Annotated in this window: 18 protein-coding genes; all 18 read right to left on the reverse strand. The window is 66.9% G+C overall.

The window, feature by feature from the left end; all coding sequences use genetic code 11:
* Positions 1-20: 20 nt before the first annotated feature.
* Positions 21-947, reverse strand: a complete 927-nt coding sequence (locus JF515_RS01365) for a DUF368 domain-containing protein (RefSeq protein WP_203100188.1) — start codon at positions 945-947, stop codon at positions 21-23.
* On the reverse strand, positions 944-1,600 hold the full coding sequence (locus JF515_RS01370) for a protein-L-isoaspartate(D-aspartate) O-methyltransferase (protein WP_203100190.1): 657 nt from the start codon (positions 1,598-1,600) through the stop codon (positions 944-946). Before JF515_RS01370 ends, JF515_RS01365 begins: the two co-directional genes overlap by 4 nt.
* Positions 1,601-1,667: 67 nt before the next feature.
* Positions 1,668-2,738: a tRNA pseudouridine(13) synthase TruD gene (truD, locus tag JF515_RS01375; protein ID WP_338015155.1), complete on the reverse strand. Its 1,071-nt coding sequence runs from the start codon at positions 2,736-2,738 to the stop codon at positions 1,668-1,670.
* Positions 2,735-3,232, reverse strand: a complete 498-nt coding sequence (gene ispF / locus JF515_RS01380; RefSeq protein ID WP_238400763.1) for a 2-C-methyl-D-erythritol 2,4-cyclodiphosphate synthase — start codon at positions 3,230-3,232, stop codon at positions 2,735-2,737. The genes truD and ispF overlap by 4 nt, the downstream gene beginning before the upstream one ends.
* Positions 3,220-3,927 (reverse strand): 2-C-methyl-D-erythritol 4-phosphate cytidylyltransferase, encoded by a 708-nt coding sequence (gene ispD / locus JF515_RS01385; RefSeq protein WP_338015156.1) that lies wholly within the window; start codon positions 3,925-3,927, stop codon positions 3,220-3,222. Before ispD ends, ispF begins: the two co-directional genes overlap by 13 nt.
* Positions 3,920-4,222, reverse strand: a complete 303-nt coding sequence (locus tag JF515_RS01390) for an FtsB family cell division protein (RefSeq protein ID WP_203100192.1) — start codon at positions 4,220-4,222, stop codon at positions 3,920-3,922. The genes ispD and JF515_RS01390 overlap by 8 nt, the downstream gene beginning before the upstream one ends.
* A 39-nt stretch (positions 4,223-4,261) precedes the next feature.
* Positions 4,262-5,551 carry a phosphopyruvate hydratase gene (gene eno / locus JF515_RS01395; RefSeq protein WP_203100194.1) on the reverse strand — a complete coding sequence of 430 codons (1,290 nt, stop codon included), beginning with the start codon at positions 5,549-5,551 and terminating at the stop codon, positions 4,262-4,264.
* 24 nt (positions 5,552-5,575) lie between these two features.
* Positions 5,576-6,424 carry a 3-deoxy-8-phosphooctulonate synthase gene (gene kdsA, locus JF515_RS01400; RefSeq protein WP_203100196.1) on the reverse strand — a complete coding sequence of 283 codons (849 nt, stop codon included), beginning with the start codon at positions 6,422-6,424 and terminating at the stop codon, positions 5,576-5,578.
* A gap of 11 nt (positions 6,425-6,435) precedes the next feature.
* Positions 6,436-8,073, reverse strand: a complete 1,638-nt coding sequence (locus JF515_RS01405) for a CTP synthase (protein ID WP_203100198.1) — start codon at positions 8,071-8,073, stop codon at positions 6,436-6,438.
* 382 nt (positions 8,074-8,455) lie between these two features.
* Positions 8,456-9,790: a tRNA lysidine(34) synthetase TilS gene (gene tilS / locus JF515_RS01410; protein ID WP_238400764.1), complete on the reverse strand. Its 1,335-nt coding sequence runs from the start codon at positions 9,788-9,790 to the stop codon at positions 8,456-8,458.
* 13 nt (positions 9,791-9,803) lie between these two features.
* Positions 9,804-10,775: an acetyl-CoA carboxylase carboxyltransferase subunit alpha gene (locus JF515_RS01415; protein WP_203100200.1), complete on the reverse strand. Its 972-nt coding sequence runs from the start codon at positions 10,773-10,775 to the stop codon at positions 9,804-9,806.
* Between the two features lie 305 nt (positions 10,776-11,080).
* A complete protein-coding gene (gene dnaE / locus JF515_RS01420) occupies positions 11,081-14,632 on the reverse strand; it encodes a DNA polymerase III subunit alpha (protein WP_203100202.1) in 3,552 nt (1,183 codons plus the stop codon).
* Positions 14,625-15,293, reverse strand: a complete 669-nt coding sequence (rnhB, locus tag JF515_RS01425) for a ribonuclease HII (RefSeq protein WP_203100204.1) — start codon at positions 15,291-15,293, stop codon at positions 14,625-14,627. Before rnhB ends, dnaE begins: the two co-directional genes overlap by 8 nt.
* Complete coding sequence (lpxB, locus tag JF515_RS01430) at positions 15,286-16,446, reverse strand: lipid-A-disaccharide synthase (protein ID WP_203100206.1); 1,161 nt, start codon at positions 16,444-16,446, stop codon at positions 15,286-15,288. Before lpxB ends, rnhB begins: the two co-directional genes overlap by 8 nt.
* An 11-nt stretch (positions 16,447-16,457) precedes the next feature.
* Positions 16,458-17,228 carry an acyl-ACP--UDP-N-acetylglucosamine O-acyltransferase gene (gene lpxA, locus JF515_RS01435; protein WP_203100208.1) on the reverse strand — a complete coding sequence of 257 codons (771 nt, stop codon included), beginning with the start codon at positions 17,226-17,228 and terminating at the stop codon, positions 16,458-16,460.
* 96 nt (positions 17,229-17,324) lie between these two features.
* On the reverse strand, positions 17,325-17,759 hold the full coding sequence (fabZ, locus tag JF515_RS01440; protein WP_425305599.1) for a 3-hydroxyacyl-ACP dehydratase FabZ: 435 nt from the start codon (positions 17,757-17,759) through the stop codon (positions 17,325-17,327).
* Positions 17,760-17,800: 41 nt separating this feature from the next.
* On the reverse strand, positions 17,801-18,817 hold the full coding sequence (gene lpxD, locus JF515_RS01445; protein ID WP_203100212.1) for a UDP-3-O-(3-hydroxymyristoyl)glucosamine N-acyltransferase: 1,017 nt from the start codon (positions 18,815-18,817) through the stop codon (positions 17,801-17,803).
* Positions 18,818-18,821: 4 nt separating this feature from the next.
* On the reverse strand, positions 18,822-19,316 hold the full coding sequence (locus JF515_RS01450; RefSeq protein ID WP_203100214.1) for an OmpH family outer membrane protein: 495 nt from the start codon (positions 19,314-19,316) through the stop codon (positions 18,822-18,824).
* Positions 19,317-19,322: the final 6 nt, after the last annotated feature.

A 19,322-nucleotide genomic window follows, 5' to 3' on the forward strand; every position in this document is an offset into this window, starting at 1 on the left:
GAAGCCAAACACGCAAAAGGTTACTCGTCCGTTGCCGTGGCTTCATTATGCACGGGGGCGGCGAAGGAAAGTAGCCAGACCAGCACCAGCCCCACCGCCATCATCAGCAGCGCCAGCCCCAGCTGGCTGCCGCCGTCCACGACGCGGGCATAGTCCGCCGGCCACAGCCAGCGCTCGCTGACGCCCTGATCCATCGGCAACCGCCACGGCCAGAGCTTGACCAGGGAGCCGGCCATGAAACCGCCCAGCAGCGCCATCACGGTATCGTGATAACGGTGCAGCAGCCATTTGAGCAGGCGCACGAACGCCAGCAGCCCGCAGGCGCAGCCGGCCATGAAAGCGAGCAGCAGTGGCCAGTCGCCATGCTCCACCGCCGCCAGCACGGACGGATAAAGACCCAGTAATAACAGGATAAAACTGCCGGAGATGCCGGGCAGGATCATGGCGCAGATGGCCACGGCGCCACCCAGGAAGAACACCAGCGGCGACACGCCCAGAGCGGTGAGCCCTGGCGCCAGGGCGATCGCCACCGCCAGCCCGGTACCGGCGGTGAACGCCAGCCACTGGGGTGGGCCGCGCTGGCGCAACGGCGCCAGCACCAGCACGATGCTGGCCAGGATCAGCCCGCAAAAGAACGCCCACACCGGCACCGGATGATGTTCCAGCAGCCAGGTGAGCAGCCGCGCCAGCAGCGCGATGCTGGTGAGAATCCCCGCCAGCAAAGTGAAAAGGAAAGTAAAATTACCGGCTCGCCAGAACGCCACGAACCCCTCGCGGCGCCACACGGCCAGCAAACGGGGGCCGATGCCGCCGAGGGTATCGATCAGTTCCTCGTAGATGCCGGTGATCAGCGCCAGGGTGCCGCCGGACACCCCCGGCACCACATCCGCCGCTCCCATGGCCAGGCCGCGCACGTACACGCCCGGGCGCCACGCCCGCCGCGTCATTGCACGCCCCGCTGGAACGGCACGAAGCGTACCGCGTCCAGTTTACGAGTGCGGATTTCGTCACCCTGACGGTCCACCACGGTGAGATGCTGGGCGCGATCCCCCACCGGCATCACCAACCGGCCACCATCGGCGAGCTGGTCGAGCAGTTCCTGGGGAATGTCCGGCCGCGCGCAGGCCACCAGAATGCCGTTGAAGGGCCCGGCGGTTTTCCAGCCGAAACCGCCGTCGGCGTGCTTGAGCTGCACCCGCGCCAACCCCAGGCTGAGCAGCCGCTGGCGCGCCTGCTCCTGCAGCGGGCGGATGCGTTCCACCGAGTACACCTGCTGGCACAGGGCGGCCAGCACCGCGGTCTGGTAGCCGCAACCGGTGCCAATCTCCAGCACCTTGTCGGGGACGCCGTCGCTGATCAGCAGCTCGGTCATGCGCGCCACCACCCAGGGCTGGGAGATGGTCTGGCCGTGGCCGATGGGCAAGGCGGTATCGTCGTAGGCCTGGTGCGCCAGGGCCTCGTCAATGAACATATGCCGGGGGGTGCTGCGGATCACCTCCAGCACCCGCTCATTCTCGATGCCGGCTTCCCGCAGCCGGTTGATGAGCCGTTCCCGGGTTCTCGCCGATGTCATGCCGATGCCACGCAATTCCGTATCCATGTCCGTCGGTGGATCCCCCATCCCCGTTTCATTTTCGTGCGCCCGACTCGCATCGGGCATCGCGGCTTCAACCGCGATTCGCCGAAGGCACCCGGGTGGTCAACAACTCCGCCAGCACGGCGGTGGCGAACGCCCCGGTGGGCAGCCGGAAGGTCAGTTCCAGCGTATCGCCGACGCACTGCCATTGCAGCGCGCTCACCGGCAGCCGGGTGGCGCGCCGCTCGGCGTCCAGGCCCAGGTCCGCGAGCGCCTCCACCAGGGCGACGTGGTCGGCCAGCACCGTGTCTTCCAGTTGCCGGCAAGCGCCCGATGATGCCATGCCCATGCGCCCCGGCAAAGGGGCCGTGGGGTGTACGGTACCGGCGGCCACCCGGGCGGCGGCGTCGTGATCGTCGTCGGCGCTGAACAGCCCCCGGCTGCCATCGGGCTGCAGCAGGTCGCCGTCCAGCAGCCGGTGCCAAACATCGCGCCGCACCCGCTCGGCGAGCACCGCGTTGAACAGGCCCGAGCGCACCCCGGACAACCAGAAATTGCGCAGCGGTCGCTTGCGCGGCGCCTCGCCACCCAGCAACCAGGCGCGCCCTCGGGTCCAGTTGGCGCCGTCACGGCCGAAGCGCTGTTCACCAAAATAGTTGGGCACGCCCTCGGCGGCGATGCGCTCCAGCCGTGCCGCCAGAGCGTCCTGGTCCGCCGCCAGCTCACGCAGACGCAGGCGGAAGATGTTGCCCCGGTGGGTGCCACGATTGAGCTTACGCCGGTGGCGCGCGGCGCGCAGCGACCGCAGCCCCGGCGGCCACTGGAATTCCGGGTCCGGCTTGCCGGGCAGATGCAGGCTGAACCACTGGCGGGTCACCGCGCGGCGGTCCTTGAGACCGCTGTAACCCACCGACAGCCGGTGCAGGCCGGCGTTCCTGGCCAGCCACAGGGCCACGTCCTCGGTGTTCCAATCGGTCTTCTCGATCTCCAGCCAGAGGTGCTCACCCTCCCCCTCCGGCTCCACCACCATGATCTCGTCGACCTGGAAATCCGCCGGTTCGGCGCGCAGCACCGCTTCGCCCACCGGCTCGCCATGGGCCCGAGGGGTGGCCGGGGGGCGCGCCAGGGCGTCGCTGTGGGGGTCGCCCAACGCCTCACTCACGGGCGCTGTTCCAGCAACGCGGAGGCCTGCACGGCGATGCCCTCGCCCCGGCCAGTGAAGCCCAGCCGCTCGGTGGTGGTGGCCTTCACGGAGACCCGATCCAGCTCGCAGTCGAGCAGGCCGGCGATGCGCTCGCGCATGGCGGCGATGTGCGGCGCCAGTTTCGGCGCCTGGCAGATCACCGTCAGGTCCACGTTGCCGACCCGCCAACCGGCGCCGTTGATGTCCTCCATCACCCGGGCCAGCAGGAGGCCGGAGTCGGCGCCCTTCCATTGCGGATCGTTGTCCGGAAAATAGTGGCCGATGTCGCCCAGGGCCAGAGCACCAAGCAGGGCGTCGGTGAGCGCGTGCAAGGCCACGTCGCCATCGGAATGGGCCTTGAGCCCGCGCTCATGGGCAATGCGCACACCACCCAGCATCACATGGTCACCGTCCTCGGCGAAGGCGTGCACGTCGAAGCCGTTGCCAATGCGAATGGCGCCTAGGGATACCATGCCAGCCCCTCCTCTTCCTGGGCCCGCAAATAGAACCGGGCCAGGGCCAGGTCCTCGGGCAAGGTGATCTTGATATTGTCGGCATGGCCCTCCACCAGGGCCGGGCGCCGCCCGGCGGCCTCCAGGGCGGAGGCCTCATCGGTGATCGCGTCCAGATCGCCGCCCAGGGCATCGTGCAGGTCGCGGGCGGCGAACAGCTGCGGCGTCAGTGCCCGCCAAATGTGGCGGCGATCCAGGGTGGCGGTGATGTGGTCGTCGCCGTCGCCGCGCTTGATGGTATCGGTGACCCGCCGCGCCAGGATGGCGCCGTCTTGACGACAATGCTCCACCAGATTCTGGATATCCGACAGGCGCACCAGCGGGCGCGCCATGTCGTGGACCAGCACCCAGGCGTCCGGGTCCCGGGCCAGCACCGCCGCCACCCCGGCACGCACCGAGGCGGCCCGGCTGGCGCCACCGGTGACGGTGTCCACCCGGCGGTGGCCGGCCACCGGCAGCTGCGGCCACCAGGGGTCGCCGTTGGCCACCGCCACCACCACCCGGCGCAGCGGCGCGAACGCCAACAGTCGGGTGATGGTGTGCTCGGCCACCGTGCGACCTTCCAGGGTCAGATATTGCTTGGGCAGGCCGGCGCCCATGCGAGCGCCGATCCCGGCGGCGGGCACCACCGCGTAAAGCGGTCCCGGTTTACTCACTGGCTTGCGGTTCCACGATCTGAAAAAAGGTTTCGCCGTCACGGATCATGCCCAGATCCTTGCGGGCAATCTCCTCCACCGCCTCGCTGCCCTCCTTGAGGTCGCGCACGTCGGCGGCCATCAGGCGGTTGCGCTCGGCCAGCTCGGCGTTCTGCTCGCTCAGCGACGCCACCTGGTGCTCCAGGGTGGCCACATGGCGAAGGCTGCCCTCGCCGAACCAGAGCCGCGCCTGCAGCCCCAGCAACAACAGGGCCAGCGCGGCGAGAACCACCTGACGGGCCGGGGACAGCTTCATTCGCCCTCCCCGACCGTCGGCAGACCGGCCTTCAAGGGCTTACAGGAACCGGAATTCTTGGCGGCCGTTGTAAGCGGCACGTCCCAGTTCCTCTTCGATGCGGATCAGACGGTTGTACTTGGCCACCCGGTCGGAGCGGCACAAGGAACCGGTCTTGATCTGGCCGGCGGCGGTGGCCACCGCCAGATCGGCAATGGTGGTGTCGGCGGTCTCGCCACTGCGGTGGGAGATCACCGCCGTGTAGCCGGCGTCCTTGGCCATCTTGATGGCGTCCAGGGTCTCGGACAGGGAGCCGATCTGGTTGAACTTGATCAGGATCGAGTTGGCCACCTTCTCGTCGATGCCGCGCTTGAGGATCTTGGTGTTGGTCACGAACAGATCGTCGCCCACCAACTGCACCTTGTCACCGAGCTTCTCGGTGAGGATCTTCCAGCCGTCCCAGTCGGACTCGTCCATGCCATCCTCGATGGAGATGATCGGGTAACGGTCGCACAGCTCGGCCAGATAATCGGCGAAGCCGGCGGAATCCATGCTGCGGTTCTCGCCGGCCAGCACGTACTGGCCGTCCTTGTAGAATTCGCTGGAGGCGCAATCCAGGGCCAGGGTGATGTCCTCGCCGGCCTTGTAGCCCGCCTTGTCGATGGCTTCCATGATCGCTTCCAGGGCCGCCTCGTTGCTGGGCAGGTCCGGCGCGAAACCGCCTTCGTCGCCGACGGCGGTGTTCAGGCCACGGGCCTTGAGCACGCCCTTGAGCGCGTGGAACACCTCGGCGCCGTAACGGATCGCCTCGGCCACGGTGGGCGCGCCCACCGGCTGGATCATGAATTCCTGAATGTCCACGTTGTTATCGGCGTGCTCACCGCCGTTGATGATGTTCATCATCGGCACCGGCAGGGAGTACTCGTTGTCGTCGTCCTGCAGGTCGGAGATGTATTCGTAGAGCGGCTTGCCCTGGGCCAGGGCTTCCGCCTTGGCGGCGGCCAGGGACACCGCCAGGATCGCGTTGGCGCCCAGGTTGCCTTTGTTCTCGGTGCCGTCGGCGTCGATCATGGCCTGGTCCAGGCCGCGCTGGTCGGCGGCATCCACGCCCACCAGCAGTTCACGGATCTGGGAATTGACGTTGCCCACCGCGCGGGTCACGCCCTTGCCCAGGTAACGGCTCTTGTCGCCGTCGCGCAGTTCCAGCGCTTCCCGGGAACCGGTGGAGGCGCCGCTGGGGGCGCAGGCGCTGGCGCTGTGGCCGGACTCCAGGATCACATCGGCTTCGATGGTGGGGTTGCCGCGGGAATCGAGAATCTCGCGGGCCTTGACGTCGACGATTTTGGACATGGGTCGGTCTCTCTAGATACGAACTCAGTGGTTGTCGAAGGCGGGCAACGCCTTGACGGCATTATCCAGGGTTTGCATTTGTTCAAGGAATGGCTGCAGCCGGTCCAGGCGCAGGGCGCAGGGGCCATCGCACTTGGCGTTGTCCGGGTCCGGGTGGGCTTCCAGGAACAGGCCGGCGATCCCCTGGCTGATGCCGGCGCGGGCCAGCTCGGCGACCTGCTGGCGACGGCCACCGGCGGAGTCGGACCGGCCGCCGGGCATTTGCAGCGCATGGGTGACATCGAAGAACAGCGGGTAGCGGAACTGCTTCATGATGCCGAAGCCGAGCATGTCCACCACCAGGTTGTTGTAACCGAAGCAGGAACCGCGCTCGCACAGAATCAGTTTGTCGTTCCCGGCTTCCTCGCACTTGTGCAGGATGTGCTTCATTTCCTGGGGCGCGACGAACTGGGGTTTCTTGATGTTGATGATGGCGCCGGTTCTGGCCATCGCCACCACCAGATCGGTCTGCCGCGCCAGGAAGGCGGGCAGCTGGATGATGTCGGCCACCTCCGCCACCGGCGCCGCCTGATAGGGCTCGTGCACGTCGGTGATGATCGGGCAGTCGTAGGTGTCCTTGATCTCCTGGAAGATCTTCAGGCCTTCTTCCAGGCCCGGCCCGCGAAACGAATGCAGCGACGAGCGGTTGGCCTTGTCGAAGCTGGCCTTGAACACCCAGGGGATGTTCAGGGCGGTGGTGGCCTCGGCGTAGGCTTCCGCCACGCGCATGGCCAGGTCCCGGGATTCCAGCACGTTCATGCCGCCAAACAGCGCCATGGGCTGGTCGTTGCCGAAGCTCAGGTCGCCGAGCCGCAGGGTGATGGGGTCCGTCATCGTCGCTGTCCTTACTCTTTGCCAGCGGCCTGGTGGGCCGCCAGGGCCGCTTCCACGTAGCCCTTGAACAGGCCGTGGCCGTCACGGGGCGTGGAGGTGAATTCCGGGTGGAACTGGCAGGCCACGAACCACGGATGGTCGGCCACCTCGATCACTTCCACCAGCTCACCGTCCCCGGAACGACCGGCGATGCGCAGGCCCGCCTCTTCCAGACGCGCCACGAAATTGTTGTTCACCTCGTAGCGGTGACGGTGGCGTTCGATGATATGGGTGTGGCCATAGCAACGCGCCGCCAGGGAGTTTTCGTCAAGCACGCACTCCTGACCGCCCAGGCGCATGGTACCACCCAGGTCCGAAGCTTCCGAGCGGGTCTCCTTGGCGCCATCCTCGCGGGTCCATTCGGTGATCAGCGCCACCACCGGGCTGGCCGTGCCGGGCTTGAGCTCGGTGGAATGGGCGTCGCCGATACCGGCCACGTCGCGGGCGTACTCGATCACCGCCAGCTGCATGCCCAGGCAGATGCCCAGGTACGGCACCTTGTTCTCACGGGCGTAGCGAATGGCGGCGATCTTGCCTTCGGTGCCCCGGTCGCCGAAGCCACCGGGCACCAGGATGGCGTCCACCTTGTTCAGCTCGCCGGTGCCCTCGCGCTCGATGTCCTCGGCGTCGATATAACGGATATTGACCCGGGCCCGGGTGGCGATGCCGGCGTGCATCAGTGCCTCGTTGAGGGACTTGTAGGCGTCCGCCAGATCGATGTACTTGCCAACCATGCCGATGGTGATTTCGTGCTCGGGGTTGAGCTGTGCTTCCACCACCCGGTCCCATTCGGTGAGGTCCGGGGCGGGCAGGTCGAGGCCGAATTTCTCGACGATGATGTCGTCCATGCCCTGCTCGTGGAGCACACGGGGCACCGCGTAGATGGTTTTCGAGTCCGGGCAGGACACCACGGCGCGGGCTTCCACGTTGGTGAACAGCGCGATCTTCTCGCGCGCCCCCTGGGGAATCGGGTGATCGGCCCGACATACCAGCATGTCCGGCTGCAGGCCGATGGAGCGCAGCTCCTTGACCGAGTGCTGGGTAGGCTTGGTCTTGATCTCGCCGGCGGAGGCGATGTACGGCACCAGCGTCAGGTGCACCAGCAGGGAACGGCTGGAACCCAGCTCCACGCGCATCTGGCGCACCGCTTCCAGGAACGGCAGCGATTCGATGTCGCCGGCGGTACCGCCGATCTCCACGATCGCCACGTCGGCGTCGCCGGCGCCTTCCTGGATCTTGAGCTTGATCTCATCGGTGATGTGCGGGATCACCTGCACGGTGGCTCCCAGGTATTCACCGCGCCGCTCCTTGTCCAGCACGTCCTGATAGACGCGACCGGTGGTGAAACTGTTGCGGCGGCTCAGCCGGGTGCGGATGAAACGCTCATAGTGGCCCAGGTCCAGATCAGTCTCGGCGCCATCCTCGGTGACGAACACCTCGCCGTGCTGATAAGGGCTCATGGTGCCCGGGTCCACGTTGATGTAGGGGTCCATCTTGATCAGGGTGACCTTGAGGCCACGGGCTTCCAGCAAGGAAGCGAGGGACGCCGAGGTAATGCCCTTGCCCAGGGACGACACCACCCCACCGGTGACGAAAATAAAACGTGCCATGCACCCACCAGAATATGTCATGGATTGAACGCGCTCACCGCGCGGCCCGAACACACTCGCCATCCAAAAAAAATACCCTTGCCCGCCGAAGGGGGCAAAGGTTCTCTGTTCTGGACACGTTGAAACGGGCTGTCGACGGCTGGAACCCCCGCCATATCAGGGAGTTGCGCGACGTCAGGATGGGAAGAAATGGTAACAGAACGGGGTCGGGCGGGCTACTGGAAAGGTGGGGATTTTACTTGGGGGATGGAGGCCGGATGCTTGACGCCGGACGCTTAACCCGTGGCGGAAGGCATAGGGGTGTTTCCTGCCAGTCGCTTATCAGCATCACGGAAAACACGCCAACGCTTTCCGAACCGGGTTGAGCGTCCGTCGTCCGGCGTCAAGCGTCCGGCGCAACAACCGCCTCCAGCCGCCACACCTCCAACCGCCGGTCGCGCCAGGCATCCGCCACCCCCACCCCGGGCACGCAACGCAGGGTGTTACCCTCGTAGACCAGTGGCCACTGGGCGCGGCGCCAGGGCGGCACGCCGGCGGCGCGCCACAATTCCGAGACCCGCTGATGACAGCCGTTACGGAACAGCCGCTCACCGCCGGTAGCGGGTACCAGACGCAGCGGGCCGGCGTCCCGGGGCCTCCAGAGCAGCGGCGTGGAGGCCGGTGCCGGGGGCGCCGGAGCGTCCGCCACCGGCTCCAGCCGCCAAGCGCCAAGGGAGAACGCATCCTGGCCCGGTGGCCAGCCCCATTCCTCCGTCAGCGGCGCCAGGGTAGCGCGGTCCAGCAGGTGCAGCTCGCCGCCGAAACGGCGCAGTTGCCAGCCGCCCCACTCCACCCGGGCGGCGCGGTCCGCCGGTGCCGCCAGCAGCCCCTCGATCTGCGCCAGCAGGGCCTGGCTGGGCGCGCCGGCGCCGGCTTCCCGCAACCACCAGCGCAGCAGATTGCGGCGCCGGGGGCCGCTCAGCGTGGCCACCGTCAGCGCCAGCCGGTCCCCGGTGGCGCCCAGGGCGGCGGCGTCCTCGGCGGCACGCTCGTCGAGCAACGCGGCGGCCTCGGCCTGGTGATCGGCGGCCCGGGCCAGGGTCGCCAAAACCCCAGGCCAGCGCCGCGACAGGGCCGGTAGCACGGTGCCGCGCAGGTAATTTCGATCCAGGCTCTGGTCCGCGTTACTGGGGTCTTCCAGCCAGGACCAGCCGCCCTGCTCCGCCCGTTCCAGCAACCGCCGCCGCGACAGACCCAGCAGAGGCCGCCATAGCGGCGTGTCGCCCCGGCGCCCGTGCTCACGGATGGCCGCCAGGCCGGCCACGCCGGCCCCCCGTAACAGCCGCAGCAACAGTGTCTCGGCCTGGTCGTCCCGATGGTGGGCGGTGATCAGGGTAGCGCTGCCGGCGCGGGCCGTGAGCGCCCGGTAACGGGCGTCCCGGGCACCGGCTTCCAGGCCGGCGGCCCGGTCCACGGTCACCTTGGTGCTCTCGAAGGCGACCCCCAGATGCCGGGCCACCGTCTGGCAATGGGCGGCCCAGGCGGCGCTGTCGGGATGCAGCCCGTGGTCCACGTGCAAGGCGGTGAGGCGGGCGCCGAGGCCGGCGCCGGCGAGAAGATGGAGAAGAACGGTGGAGTCGAGCCCGCCGCTAAATGCCAGCCACAGGGGCCCGGGCGGGGCGCGCCGGGCCAGCTCGGCGCTCAGTTCATCCATGGAGGAGTGGGTCGGGGGCGCCATGACCGCGCCCCGCTCAGTCGTCGGCGGCGTCGGTGGCCACGTTGCCGTAGCTCATCAGCCGCCGGTAGCGACGCTCCACCAGTTCCTCCACCGGCAGCTCACCGAGACCGGCGAGTTGCTCGACCAGGGCACGACGGATGGCATCGGCGGCCTGCTCATGATCCCGGTGGGCGCCGCCCAGAGGTTCCTTGATCACCTGATCGACGATGCCCAGCTCGTGCAGGCGGCCGGCGCCCACTCCCATGGCCTCGGCGGCCTCCGGGGCCTTGTCGGCGCTGCGCCACAGGATCGACGCGCAACCTTCCGGGGAGATCACCGAGTAGGTGGAATATTCCAGCATCTGCAGATGGTCGCAGACGCCAATGGCCAGGGCCCCACCGGAGCCGCCTTCGCCAATCACGGTGGCGATGATCGGCACCTTGAGACGGGACATGACGCGCAGATTGCGGGCGATGGCCTCGGACTGGCCACGCTCTTCCGCGTCGATACCGGGGAAGGCCCCGGGGGTGTCGATAAAGGTGAGGATCGGCATCTTGAAGCGTTCGGCCATTTCCATCAGGCGCAGCGCCTTGCGGTAGCCCTCCGGCTTGGGCATGCCGAAATTGCGGCGCACCTTTTCCTTCACCTCGCGGCCCTTCTGGTGGCCGATCACCATTACCGGCTGGTCGTCCAGGCGGGTGACGCCACCGACAATGGCCGGATCGTCGGCGAAGGCGCGGTCGCCGTGCAGTTCGTCGAACCCGCCGAACAGCCGCTGCACGTAATCCAGCGTATAGGGCCGCTTCGGATGTCGCGCCAGCTGGGAGATCTGCCAGGCGGTCAGATTGCCGAAGATGTTCTCGGTGAGGGCGATGCTTTTTTCCTGCAGCTTGGCGATCTCCTCGGAGATATTGACCTCACTGCCACTGCCCACCAGCCGGAGTTCCTCGATTTTCGCTTCCAAATCGGCGATGGGTTGTTCAAATTCGAGGAAATTCGGATTCATGTGCTACCCCTTTCTACGGTGCCGGTAAGTGTAGCCGCAAGGCCCGGACAGCGTCGAGAGACCGGCTTCCCTCTTAGGTTGCAAGTTGTTACCGGCGGCGCGGCACGCTGGCACGCTTGCACGCAACCACGCAACCACGCTGGCACGCAGCACGCTAGACCCGGCGCGGAGATCGTTGGTGTGTTTTCTGCGGGGCCGGGGGCCGGTGCTAACAGGAAACACGTCACACCAACCCGGTTAAGGGTTGAGCGTGCAAGCGTGTTGCGTACCAGCGTGGTTGCGTGCCAGCGTGGTTGCGCCCTCAGTCAATACTCCAACGTCACCGACTTGTCGCCGTAGCGCCCGCGCAGATCATCCACCAGGGACTCGTGCGGAATCACCCGCCAGTCGTCGCCGAGGAACAGCGCCGCGTCCGCTTCCTGGTGGCTCAGATCCAGCAGCACCGTCAGGCCACCGCCCTGCCCATTGGCGCGGTACGGCGCCAGGGTACGGCCAAGCACCTCCGGCAGGTTGTCCTCCACCGGCACCTTGACGCGCAGCCGGCGGCCGAAGGTTTCCCGGGCCTGACTCATGTCCATGACCTCGTCGGCCACCAGGTTGAAACCACCGGTGTAATCATCCATGCGCACACCGCCACGCACCACCAGCAGGGCGTCCTTCTGCACCCGCTCGCCGTACTGGGCGAAGGTCTTGCCGAACACCGACACCTCCAGGCGACCGGTTTTATCGTCCAGGGTGATGAACGCCATGCGCTCGCCGCTGCGCTTGCTGCGCGTGATACGCAGCGCCACCACCAGGCCGGCGACGGTGGCGGCCTCGCCCTTGCCGGTGGGCTGCAGGGCGTTCAGGCGGCTGGTGACGAACTGTCGCACCTCGGTTTCGAACTGGTCGATGGGGTGGCCGGTGAGGAACAGCCCCAGGGTATCCCGTTCGCCGTTAAGGCGGATGTCATCGTTCCATTCCCGGGCCGGTTTCCAGGCCACCACGGTGGCCGGCTGGTCGTCACCACCACCGCCGAACAGATCCATCATCCCCGCTTCCTGGTTGCGGGCGTCCTGCTCGGCGGCGGCGATGGCGTCCGGCAGCGTGGCCAGCAACACGGCACGGTCGCTGAAGTGGCCGTTGGGCCCGAGCTTGTCCAGAGCGCCGGCGCGCACCAGGGCCTCCAGGGAGCGTTTGTTGATCTTCTTGAGGTCGATGCGGCGGCAGAAATCGAACAGATCCTCGAAGGCTTTCTCACTGGCTTCGCCGCCGGCGCTTTCGGCGTCGCCCTGCCCGCGCGCATTGACGATGGCGTCGATGGGGCCCTCGCCGAGGCCCTTGATGGCGCCCAGACCGTAGACGATGTCACCTTCCGGGTTAACGGTGAACCGGTAGCCACAGGAATTCACATCCGGCGGCAACACCCGCAGGCCCATGTTCTTGGCCTCGTCGATGAAGGTCACCACCTTGTCGGTGTTCTGCATATCCGCGGAGATCACCGCGGCCATGAACTCCGCCGGATAATGGGCCTTGAGCCAGGCGGTCTGGTAGGCCACCAACGCGTAGGCGGCGGAGTGGGATTTGTTGAAGCCGTAGCCGGCGAACTTCTCCACCAGGTCGAAGATCTTCATCGCCAGATCCGGATCGATGCCCTTCTCCTCGGCGCCGGACTGGAAGATCTCGCGCTGCTTGGCCATTTCCTCGGGCTTCTTCTTACCCATGGCGCGGCGCAGCATGTCCGCGCCGCCCAGCGTGTAGCCGGCCAGTACCTGGGCGATCTGCATCACCTGTTCCTGGTACAGGATCACCCCGTAGGTGGGCTTGAGGATCGGCTTGAGCCAGTCGTGCTGGTATTGCGGGTCCGGGTAGGACACCGGCTCGCGACCGTGCTTCCGGTTGATGAAGTTGTCCACCATGCCCGATTCCAGCGGCCCGGGACGGTACAACGCCACCAGCGCGATGATGTCCTCGAAGACATCGGGCTTGAGCTTCTTGATCAGCTCCTTCATGCCCTGGCTTTCAAGCTGGAACACGGCGGTGGTGTCGCCTTTCTTGAGCAACTCGAAGCTGGGCTTGTCATCGAGCGGAATACGCTCGATTTCCAGCGGCCCCTCGCCATCCCGGGCGCGGCGCACGTTGGCGGCCTTCACCGCCCAGTCGATGATGGTGAGCGTCTTCAGGCCCAGGAAGTCGAACTTCACCAGGCCGGCGGCTTCCACGTCGTCCTTGTCGTACTGGGTGACCAGGTTGTCGCCTTCCTCGTCGCAGTGCAGCGGCGCGAAGTCGGTGAGCTTGCCCGGGGCGATCACCACGCCGCCGGCGTGCTTGCCCACGTTGCGGGTCAGGCCTTCCAGCTTGAAGGCCATTTCCATGATCTCGTTGACCGCTTCCTTGTCCGGGTTGCCGTCGTCCTCCAGGAATTCGCGCAGGTTGTCTTCCTGCTCCAGAGCCTTGGCCAGGGTCATGCCCGGGGTGCCGGGGATCATCTTGGAGAGGCGGTCGGCCATGCCGTAGGGCTTGCCCTGCACCCGCGCCACGTCGCGCACCACCGCCTTGGCGGCCATGGTGCCGAAGGTGATGATCTGGCTCACCGCGTCGCGGCCGTACTTGTCGGCCACGTAATTGATCACCCGGTCGCGCTTCTCCATGCAGAAGTCCACGTCGAAGTCGGGCATGGAGACCCGTTCCGGGTTCAGGAACCGTTCGAACAGCAGGTCGTATTCAATCGGGTCCAGGTCGGTAATACCCAGCGCGTAGGCCACCAGGGAGCCGGCGCCGGAGCCCCGGCCCGGGCCCACCGGTACCTGGTTGTCCTTGGCCCACTGAATAAAGTCCGCCACGATCAGGAAGTAGCCGGGGAAGCCCATCTGGTTGATGATGCCCAGCTCCATTTCCAGCCGCTCGTAATAAACGCCACGCTGGGCCTCATAGTCCTCCGCCGCCGGGTCCAGGATGCGGCCCAGGCGGGTTTCCAGCCCTTCCTCGGAGACCTTTTCCAGGTATTCCTCGATGGTCAGCCCCTCGGGGATCGGGAATTCCGGCAGGAAGTTCTCGCCCAGGCGGATGTCCAGGGTGCAGCGGCGGGCGATCTCGACGCTGTTTTCCAGTGCCTCCGGCAGGTCGGAGAACAGCTCCGCCATTTCCTCGGCGCTTTTCAGATACTGTGCCTCGGAGTACTTGCGGGGCCGGCGCGGGTCGTCCAGAGCGTTGCCGTCGTGAATGCAGACGCGGGCCTCATGGGCCTCGAAATCCTCACGGCGCACGAAGCGCACGTCGTTGGTGGCCACCACCGGCAGCCCCAGGTCGGCGGCCAGGGCGACGCTGGCGTGCAGGCAGTCCTCGTCGCCGGGCCGTTCGGTGCGCTGCACTTCCAGGTAGAAGCGGTCGCCGAACACTTCCTGATATTCCCGGGCACGCTGCGCGGCGGCGTCGGTCTTGCCGGACAGCAGCAGGCGCCCCACGTCGCCAACCCGGGCACCGGACAGCAGAATCAGGCCTTCATTGAGTTCCAGCAGCCATTCCCGGCGGATCATGGCTCTATCGCGGTGCTGGTTATGCTGCCAGGCACGGCTGATCAGCAGGGTGAGGTTGCGGTAGCCGGCCTCGTTCTGCACCAGGCAGCACAGGTAATGGGGCTCGTCCTCCGGGTCGTCGGCCTGCAGCCACAGGTCGGCGCCCATGATCGGCTTGAGGCCGGCGTTCATGGCACCGGAATAGAACTTGATCAGCGCGAACAGGTTGTTTTCGTCGGTGACCGCCACCGCCGGCATGCGCTGGTCGACGCTGGCCTTGATCAACTCCTTGACGCGGGCCACGCCGTCCACCAGGGAATAATCGGTGTGCACGCGCAAATGGACGAAACGGGGTTCAGTCACGGCCGGACTCCTGTGATTCTGGGCCTTGCGATTCATAACATGCCGCCACCGGCGCGAAGGAGCGGCGGTGTTCGGCGAGCGGGCCGTGCTCGCGCAGGGCGGCGAGGTGGGCGGCCGTGGGATAGCCCTTGTGGCGGTCGAAGCCGTACCGTGGATAGCGCCGATGCAGGGCCACCATTTCCGCGTCGCGGGCCACCTTGGCGAGAATCGAGGCGGCGGCGATCGCCGGCACCCGGCCGTCACCCTTGACCACCGGTTCGGAGGGGCAGGCGAACGTCGGGCTTCGATTACCGTCCACCAGCACCGCGTCCACGTCAATAGTCAGGGCTTCCACCGCCCGTACCATGGCCAGATGGGTGGCGTGGTAGATGTTCAGGCGATCGATCTCATCCGGTTCGGCCCGGCCCAGGGCCCAGCCCAGGGCGCGCTCACGGATCGCCGTGGCGAGCCGCTCGCGGCGCGCCGGGGTGAGCTTCTTGGAATCCGCCAGGCCATCAATGGGCCGGGCCGGGTCCAGCACCACGGCGGCGGTGACCACGGCGCCCACCAGCGGCCCCCGGCCCACCTCGTCGACGCCGGCCAGGCGCATGCCGGCGCGCCAGGCGAAGGCGCTGGGGTAAAACGGCTCGGCCAGCCGGTACTCGGCGAACGGATCAGTCATTGGCCACATCCCCGGCGATCACGGCGGCCACCGCCTCGGCGGCTTTCTCGCTGGCGCCGCCGCGCAGTTGTTCATGGACCCGGGTGAAGTCGTCCTTGAGGCGGGCGACGCCGTCCGGGTCATCCAACCAGCCGGCCACCGCGTCCGCCAGGGCGGCGCCGCTGAGCGCGTTCTGCACCAGTTCCGGCACCAGGGGCTTGCGGCACAGCAGGTTGGGCAGCGCCACGTATTCGCTTTTCACCAGCCGCGACAGGATCGCATAGCTGATCGCCCCGAGCCGGTAACCCACCACCATGGGCTTCTTGAGCAGCAGCCCCTCCAGGGTGGCGGTGCCGGACGCCATCATCACCACGTCGGCGGCGGCCATCACGGTGCGGCCCTGGCCGTCCACCACCGTCACCGGCAGCTCGGTGCCGCCCAGAGCGGCGTCGATCTGGGCGCGGCGGGCGGCGTTGGCGGCGGGGATTACGAAACGCAGGTCCGGGTAACGGTGGTGCAACCGCGCCATGGCGTCGGTGAAATCAGGCAGCAACTGCCCCACTTCGCCGCCCCGGCTGCCGGGCAACACCGCCAGCACGCGGCCCTCCACCTCCAGGCCCAGCTCCTCGCGGGCGCCGGCGGTGTCCACGCTGAGCCCGATCATGTCGGCCAGCGGGTGGCCGACGAAGGTCACCGGCACGCCATGTTCCTCATAGAAGCGGGCCTCGAACGGAAACAGGGTGAGCATGTGGTCCACGTCGCGGCGGATGCCCTTCACCCGGCCCTGGCGCCAGGCCCATACCGAGGGGCTGACGTAGTGCACGGTCTTGAGACCGGCGGCATGGACCCGCTTGGCCACGCCCAGGGTGAAATCCGGGGAATCGATGGTAATCACCACCGCCGGGCGACGCGCCAGCAGGTCGTCCACCAACCGCCGGCGCAGACGGAACAGCTCCGGCAGATGGCGGATCACCTCGGTGAGCCCCATCACGGAGAGCTTTTCCATGGGAAACAGGCTGTGCTGGCCGGCGGCGGCCATGCGCTCGCCGCCGACACCGATGAAGCGCGCGTCCGGCCAGCGCCGGCGCAGCGCCTCGATCAGGCCGGCGCCGAGCAGATCGCCGGAGGTTTCTCCGGCGATCAGCGCGATCAGGGGGGCGTTGGAGGCATCCATGGCGGATACCGTCAACGGGTGATGCCGCGTTCCGAGGCGCGCAGGGAATCCAGGAACAGGGCCAGCGGCGGGCAGTCGTCCTGCCCGGGCTCCAGCTCGGCAAGCGCCTGCTCCAGGGTCAGACCACGGCGGAACACGGTTTTGTAGGCACGCCGCAGGGTGGCGATCACGTCCGCGTCCCAGCCGCGCCGGCGCATGCCCTCGAAGTTCATGCTGCGCGCCGCCGCCGGGTTGCCGCCCACCATCACGAAGGCGGGGATATCCTTGAGCACCAGGCTGCAACCGGCGGTCATGGCGTAGGAGCCGATACGGCAGAACTGATGGATGCCGGTCATGCCGCCGAGGATCACGCCATCGCCGATCTTCACGTGGCCGGCGATGCCGGTGGTGTTGGCGAAGATGTTGTCGTTGCCGATGCGGCAGTCATGGGCCACGTGCACGGTGGCCATGAGCAAATTGTTGTTGCCCAGGCTGGTGATGCCCTCGTCCTGGACGGTGCCGCGATGCAGGGTGCAGTGCTCGCGGATCACGTTGTTGTCACCGATCTCCAGGCGGGTGGGTTCGCCCCGGTACTTCTTGTCCTGGCATTCCTCGCCCACGGACGCGAACTGAAAGATGCGGTTGTTCTCACCAATGCGGGTCGGGCCCTGGATCACCACGTGCGGGCCGATCACGGTACCCGCGCCAATGGTCACATGGGCTCCGATCACGGAGTACGGCCCGACTTCCACGTCGCTGGCCAGTTCCGCCTTGGGGTCGATGATGGCTGTGGGATGAATCATGGTTGGAGAGGGTCCACCCTGGCGTTGCGAAATGGTATGGGAAGGCGACGAGTATACCCCGGGGCCACCGCTCATCGCGACGACCTCGGGGGCGCTTCACACCCGCTGTTCGGCCACCAGCAGATCGCAGGCCGCCACCAGCTTGCCGTCCACCTCGGCGCGGCAGGAGAATTTGGCGATGTTGCGGCGCAGGGTGAGCCAGTCGGCGTGCAGGGCGAGCCGGTCGCCGGGCACCACCTGACGCTTGAAACGGGCCTTGTCGGTACCCACCAGCAGATAAATGAAACCGTCCGCCGGGCGCTTGTTCTCGGTGACGAAACCGAGGATGCCGGCGGCCTGGGCCAGCGCCTCGATGATCAGCACGCCGGGCATGATCGGTTCCTGGGGAAAGTGCCCGTTGAAGAAGGGCTCGTTGATGGAGACGTTTTTGTACGCCTCGATGCGTTTGCCCGGCTCCACGGAGACCACGCGGTCGACCAGCAAAAAGGGATAGCGGTGAGGCAGGTATTCCCTCACCTCATGGATGTCCATCATGAGCATTATCCAAACAGATGTGAGTCGCGGGCCGGGGGCTAGTCCCCGGCGTCGCGCTCTAGCTTACGCACCCGGCGATGGAGTTCGTCCAGGTGCCGAAAACGGGCCACATTGCGGCGGTAGCGATCCTGCTTGTCCACCGGCAGCGCCGAACCGTAGGTGCCGGGCTCGGTGATCGAGCGGGACACCAGCGACATGCCCAGCACCTGAACCTTGTCGCAGATCTCCAGGTGGCCGGATATACCCACCGCGCCGCCGATCATGCACTGCGAACCGATACGCGCGCTGCCGGCGATGCCCACCTTGCCGGCGATGGCGGTGAAGTCACCGATCACCACGTTGTGGGCCACCTGGATCTGGTTGTCCAGGATCACGCCATTACCGATGACGGTGTCGTCGATGGCGCCCCGGTCGATGGTGGTGCCGGCGCCGATTTCCACATCGGCGCCGATACGCACGCCGCCCACCTGGGCGATCTTGGTCCAGCCACCGGGGCCGGGCGCGAAACCAAAGCCGTCGGCACCCACCACGCAATGGGCGTGTATGATAGTGCGCGGCCCGATCGTCACACCATGGTAAATTGTAACATTTGGCCAGATATGACAGCCATCACCCAGCTCGGTGCGGGCGCCGATCACCGTGTTGGCGCCGATCACCACGCCCTCCCCCAGCACCACGTCCGCCTCGATCACCACATTGGGACCGATACTCGCCGACGCCGGCACCCGGGCCGACGGTGCCACCACCGCCGACGGATGGACGCCGGCGTCCGGCGCCGGCGCGGTGTCGAACACATGGCTGACGCGGGCATAGGCCATGTAGGGGTCGTCCACCACCAGCGCCGCCGTCGGGCAGTGCTCGACCTGATCGGCGCGCAGCAGCACGGCGCCGGCGCCGGTGCTTTCCAGTTGCGCGCGGTAACGCGGGTTGGCCAGGAAGCTGAGCCGGTCGGCGCCGGCGGTGGCCAGGGTCCCCAGCCCGGCCACTTCCCGGTCCGCCGGGCCGTGCAGCTCGGCGTCCAGATATTCGGCGAGGTAGGCCAGTGTCACCGACATTGGCTTACTTCATCGCATTGAGCTGTTTGGTGACCGCCTCGGTGATGTCCATGTCGGATTGCACGTACACCACCGCCTGAGCATTGACCACCAGGTCCAGGTTCTCCCGCTCGGCCACGGTTTCCACCGCCTGCTTGAGCTTGGGCTCCATGACATCAAGGATTTCCTGCTGGCCCTTGCCCATTTTGCGCTGGGCGGATTTACGCAGGTTCTGCAGCTCGATCATTTTCTGCTGACCCTGGGTCTGCAGATCCTGACGCTGGTCCTCGCTCATGGTCATGCCCTCTTTCTCCAGGCGGCCACGCAGCTTCTCCACTTCACCGCCGAGGCGGTCGAGGCGGGACTGCTCGTCCTTCAGGGAAGATTCCAGTTTTTCAAAACGGTCCTGGAATTCCTCGGCCTGCTGGAGGGCGCCAATCGGATCGACCACGCCGACGCGCTGCTCGGCGGCGGCCAGAGCGGGCAGGATGAGGAAAACGGCAAGCAGAATTTTTTTCATGTTTAA

Origin of the sequence: Alloalcanivorax marinus (genome assembly GCF_016785095.1) — a bacterium.
In the GTDB taxonomy this organism is placed as follows: Bacteria; Pseudomonadota; Gammaproteobacteria; order Pseudomonadales; family Alcanivoracaceae; genus Alloalcanivorax; species Alloalcanivorax marinus_A.

Excerpts from the sequence above, each read along its gene's own strand:
- lpxB (WP_203100206.1), bottom strand. The coding sequence starts at position 16,446 with ATGGATGCCTCCAACGCCCCCCTGATCGCGCTGATCGCCGGAGAAACC.
- eno (WP_203100194.1), bottom strand. The coding sequence starts at position 5,551 with ATGTCCAAAATCGTCGACGTCAAGGCCCGCGAGATTCTCGATTCCCGC.
- lpxD (WP_203100212.1), bottom strand. The coding sequence starts at position 18,817 with ATGTCGGTGACACTGGCCTACCTCGCCGAATATCTGGACGCCGAGCTG.
- tilS (WP_238400764.1), bottom strand. The coding sequence starts at position 9,790 with ATGGCGCCCCCGACCCACTCCTCCATGGATGAACTGAGCGCCGAGCTG.
- JF515_RS01405 (WP_203100198.1), bottom strand. The coding sequence starts at position 8,073 with ATGGCACGTTTTATTTTCGTCACCGGTGGGGTGGTGTCGTCCCTGGGC.
- JF515_RS01450 (WP_203100214.1), bottom strand. The coding sequence starts at position 19,316 with ATGAAAAAAATTCTGCTTGCCGTTTTCCTCATCCTGCCCGCTCTGGCC.
- JF515_RS01415 (WP_203100200.1), bottom strand. The coding sequence starts at position 10,775 with ATGAATCCGAATTTCCTCGAATTTGAACAACCCATCGCCGATTTGGAA.
- JF515_RS01390 (WP_203100192.1), bottom strand. The coding sequence starts at position 4,222 with ATGAAGCTGTCCCCGGCCCGTCAGGTGGTTCTCGCCGCGCTGGCCCTG.
- kdsA (WP_203100196.1), bottom strand. The coding sequence starts at position 6,424 with ATGACGGACCCCATCACCCTGCGGCTCGGCGACCTGAGCTTCGGCAAC.
- rnhB (WP_203100204.1), bottom strand. The coding sequence starts at position 15,293 with ATGACTGATCCGTTCGCCGAGTACCGGCTGGCCGAGCCGTTTTACCCC.
- JF515_RS01370 (WP_203100190.1), bottom strand. The coding sequence starts at position 1,600 with ATGGATACGGAATTGCGTGGCATCGGCATGACATCGGCGAGAACCCGG.
- JF515_RS01365 (WP_203100188.1), bottom strand. The coding sequence starts at position 947 with ATGACGCGGCGGGCGTGGCGCCCGGGCGTGTACGTGCGCGGCCTGGCC.
- ispF (WP_238400763.1), bottom strand. The coding sequence starts at position 3,232 with ATGGTATCCCTAGGCGCCATTCGCATTGGCAACGGCTTCGACGTGCAC.
- fabZ (WP_425305599.1), bottom strand. The coding sequence starts at position 17,759 with ATGGACATCCATGAGGTGAGGGAATACCTGCCTCACCGCTATCCCTTT.
- lpxA (WP_203100208.1), bottom strand. The coding sequence starts at position 17,228 with ATGATTCATCCCACAGCCATCATCGACCCCAAGGCGGAACTGGCCAGC.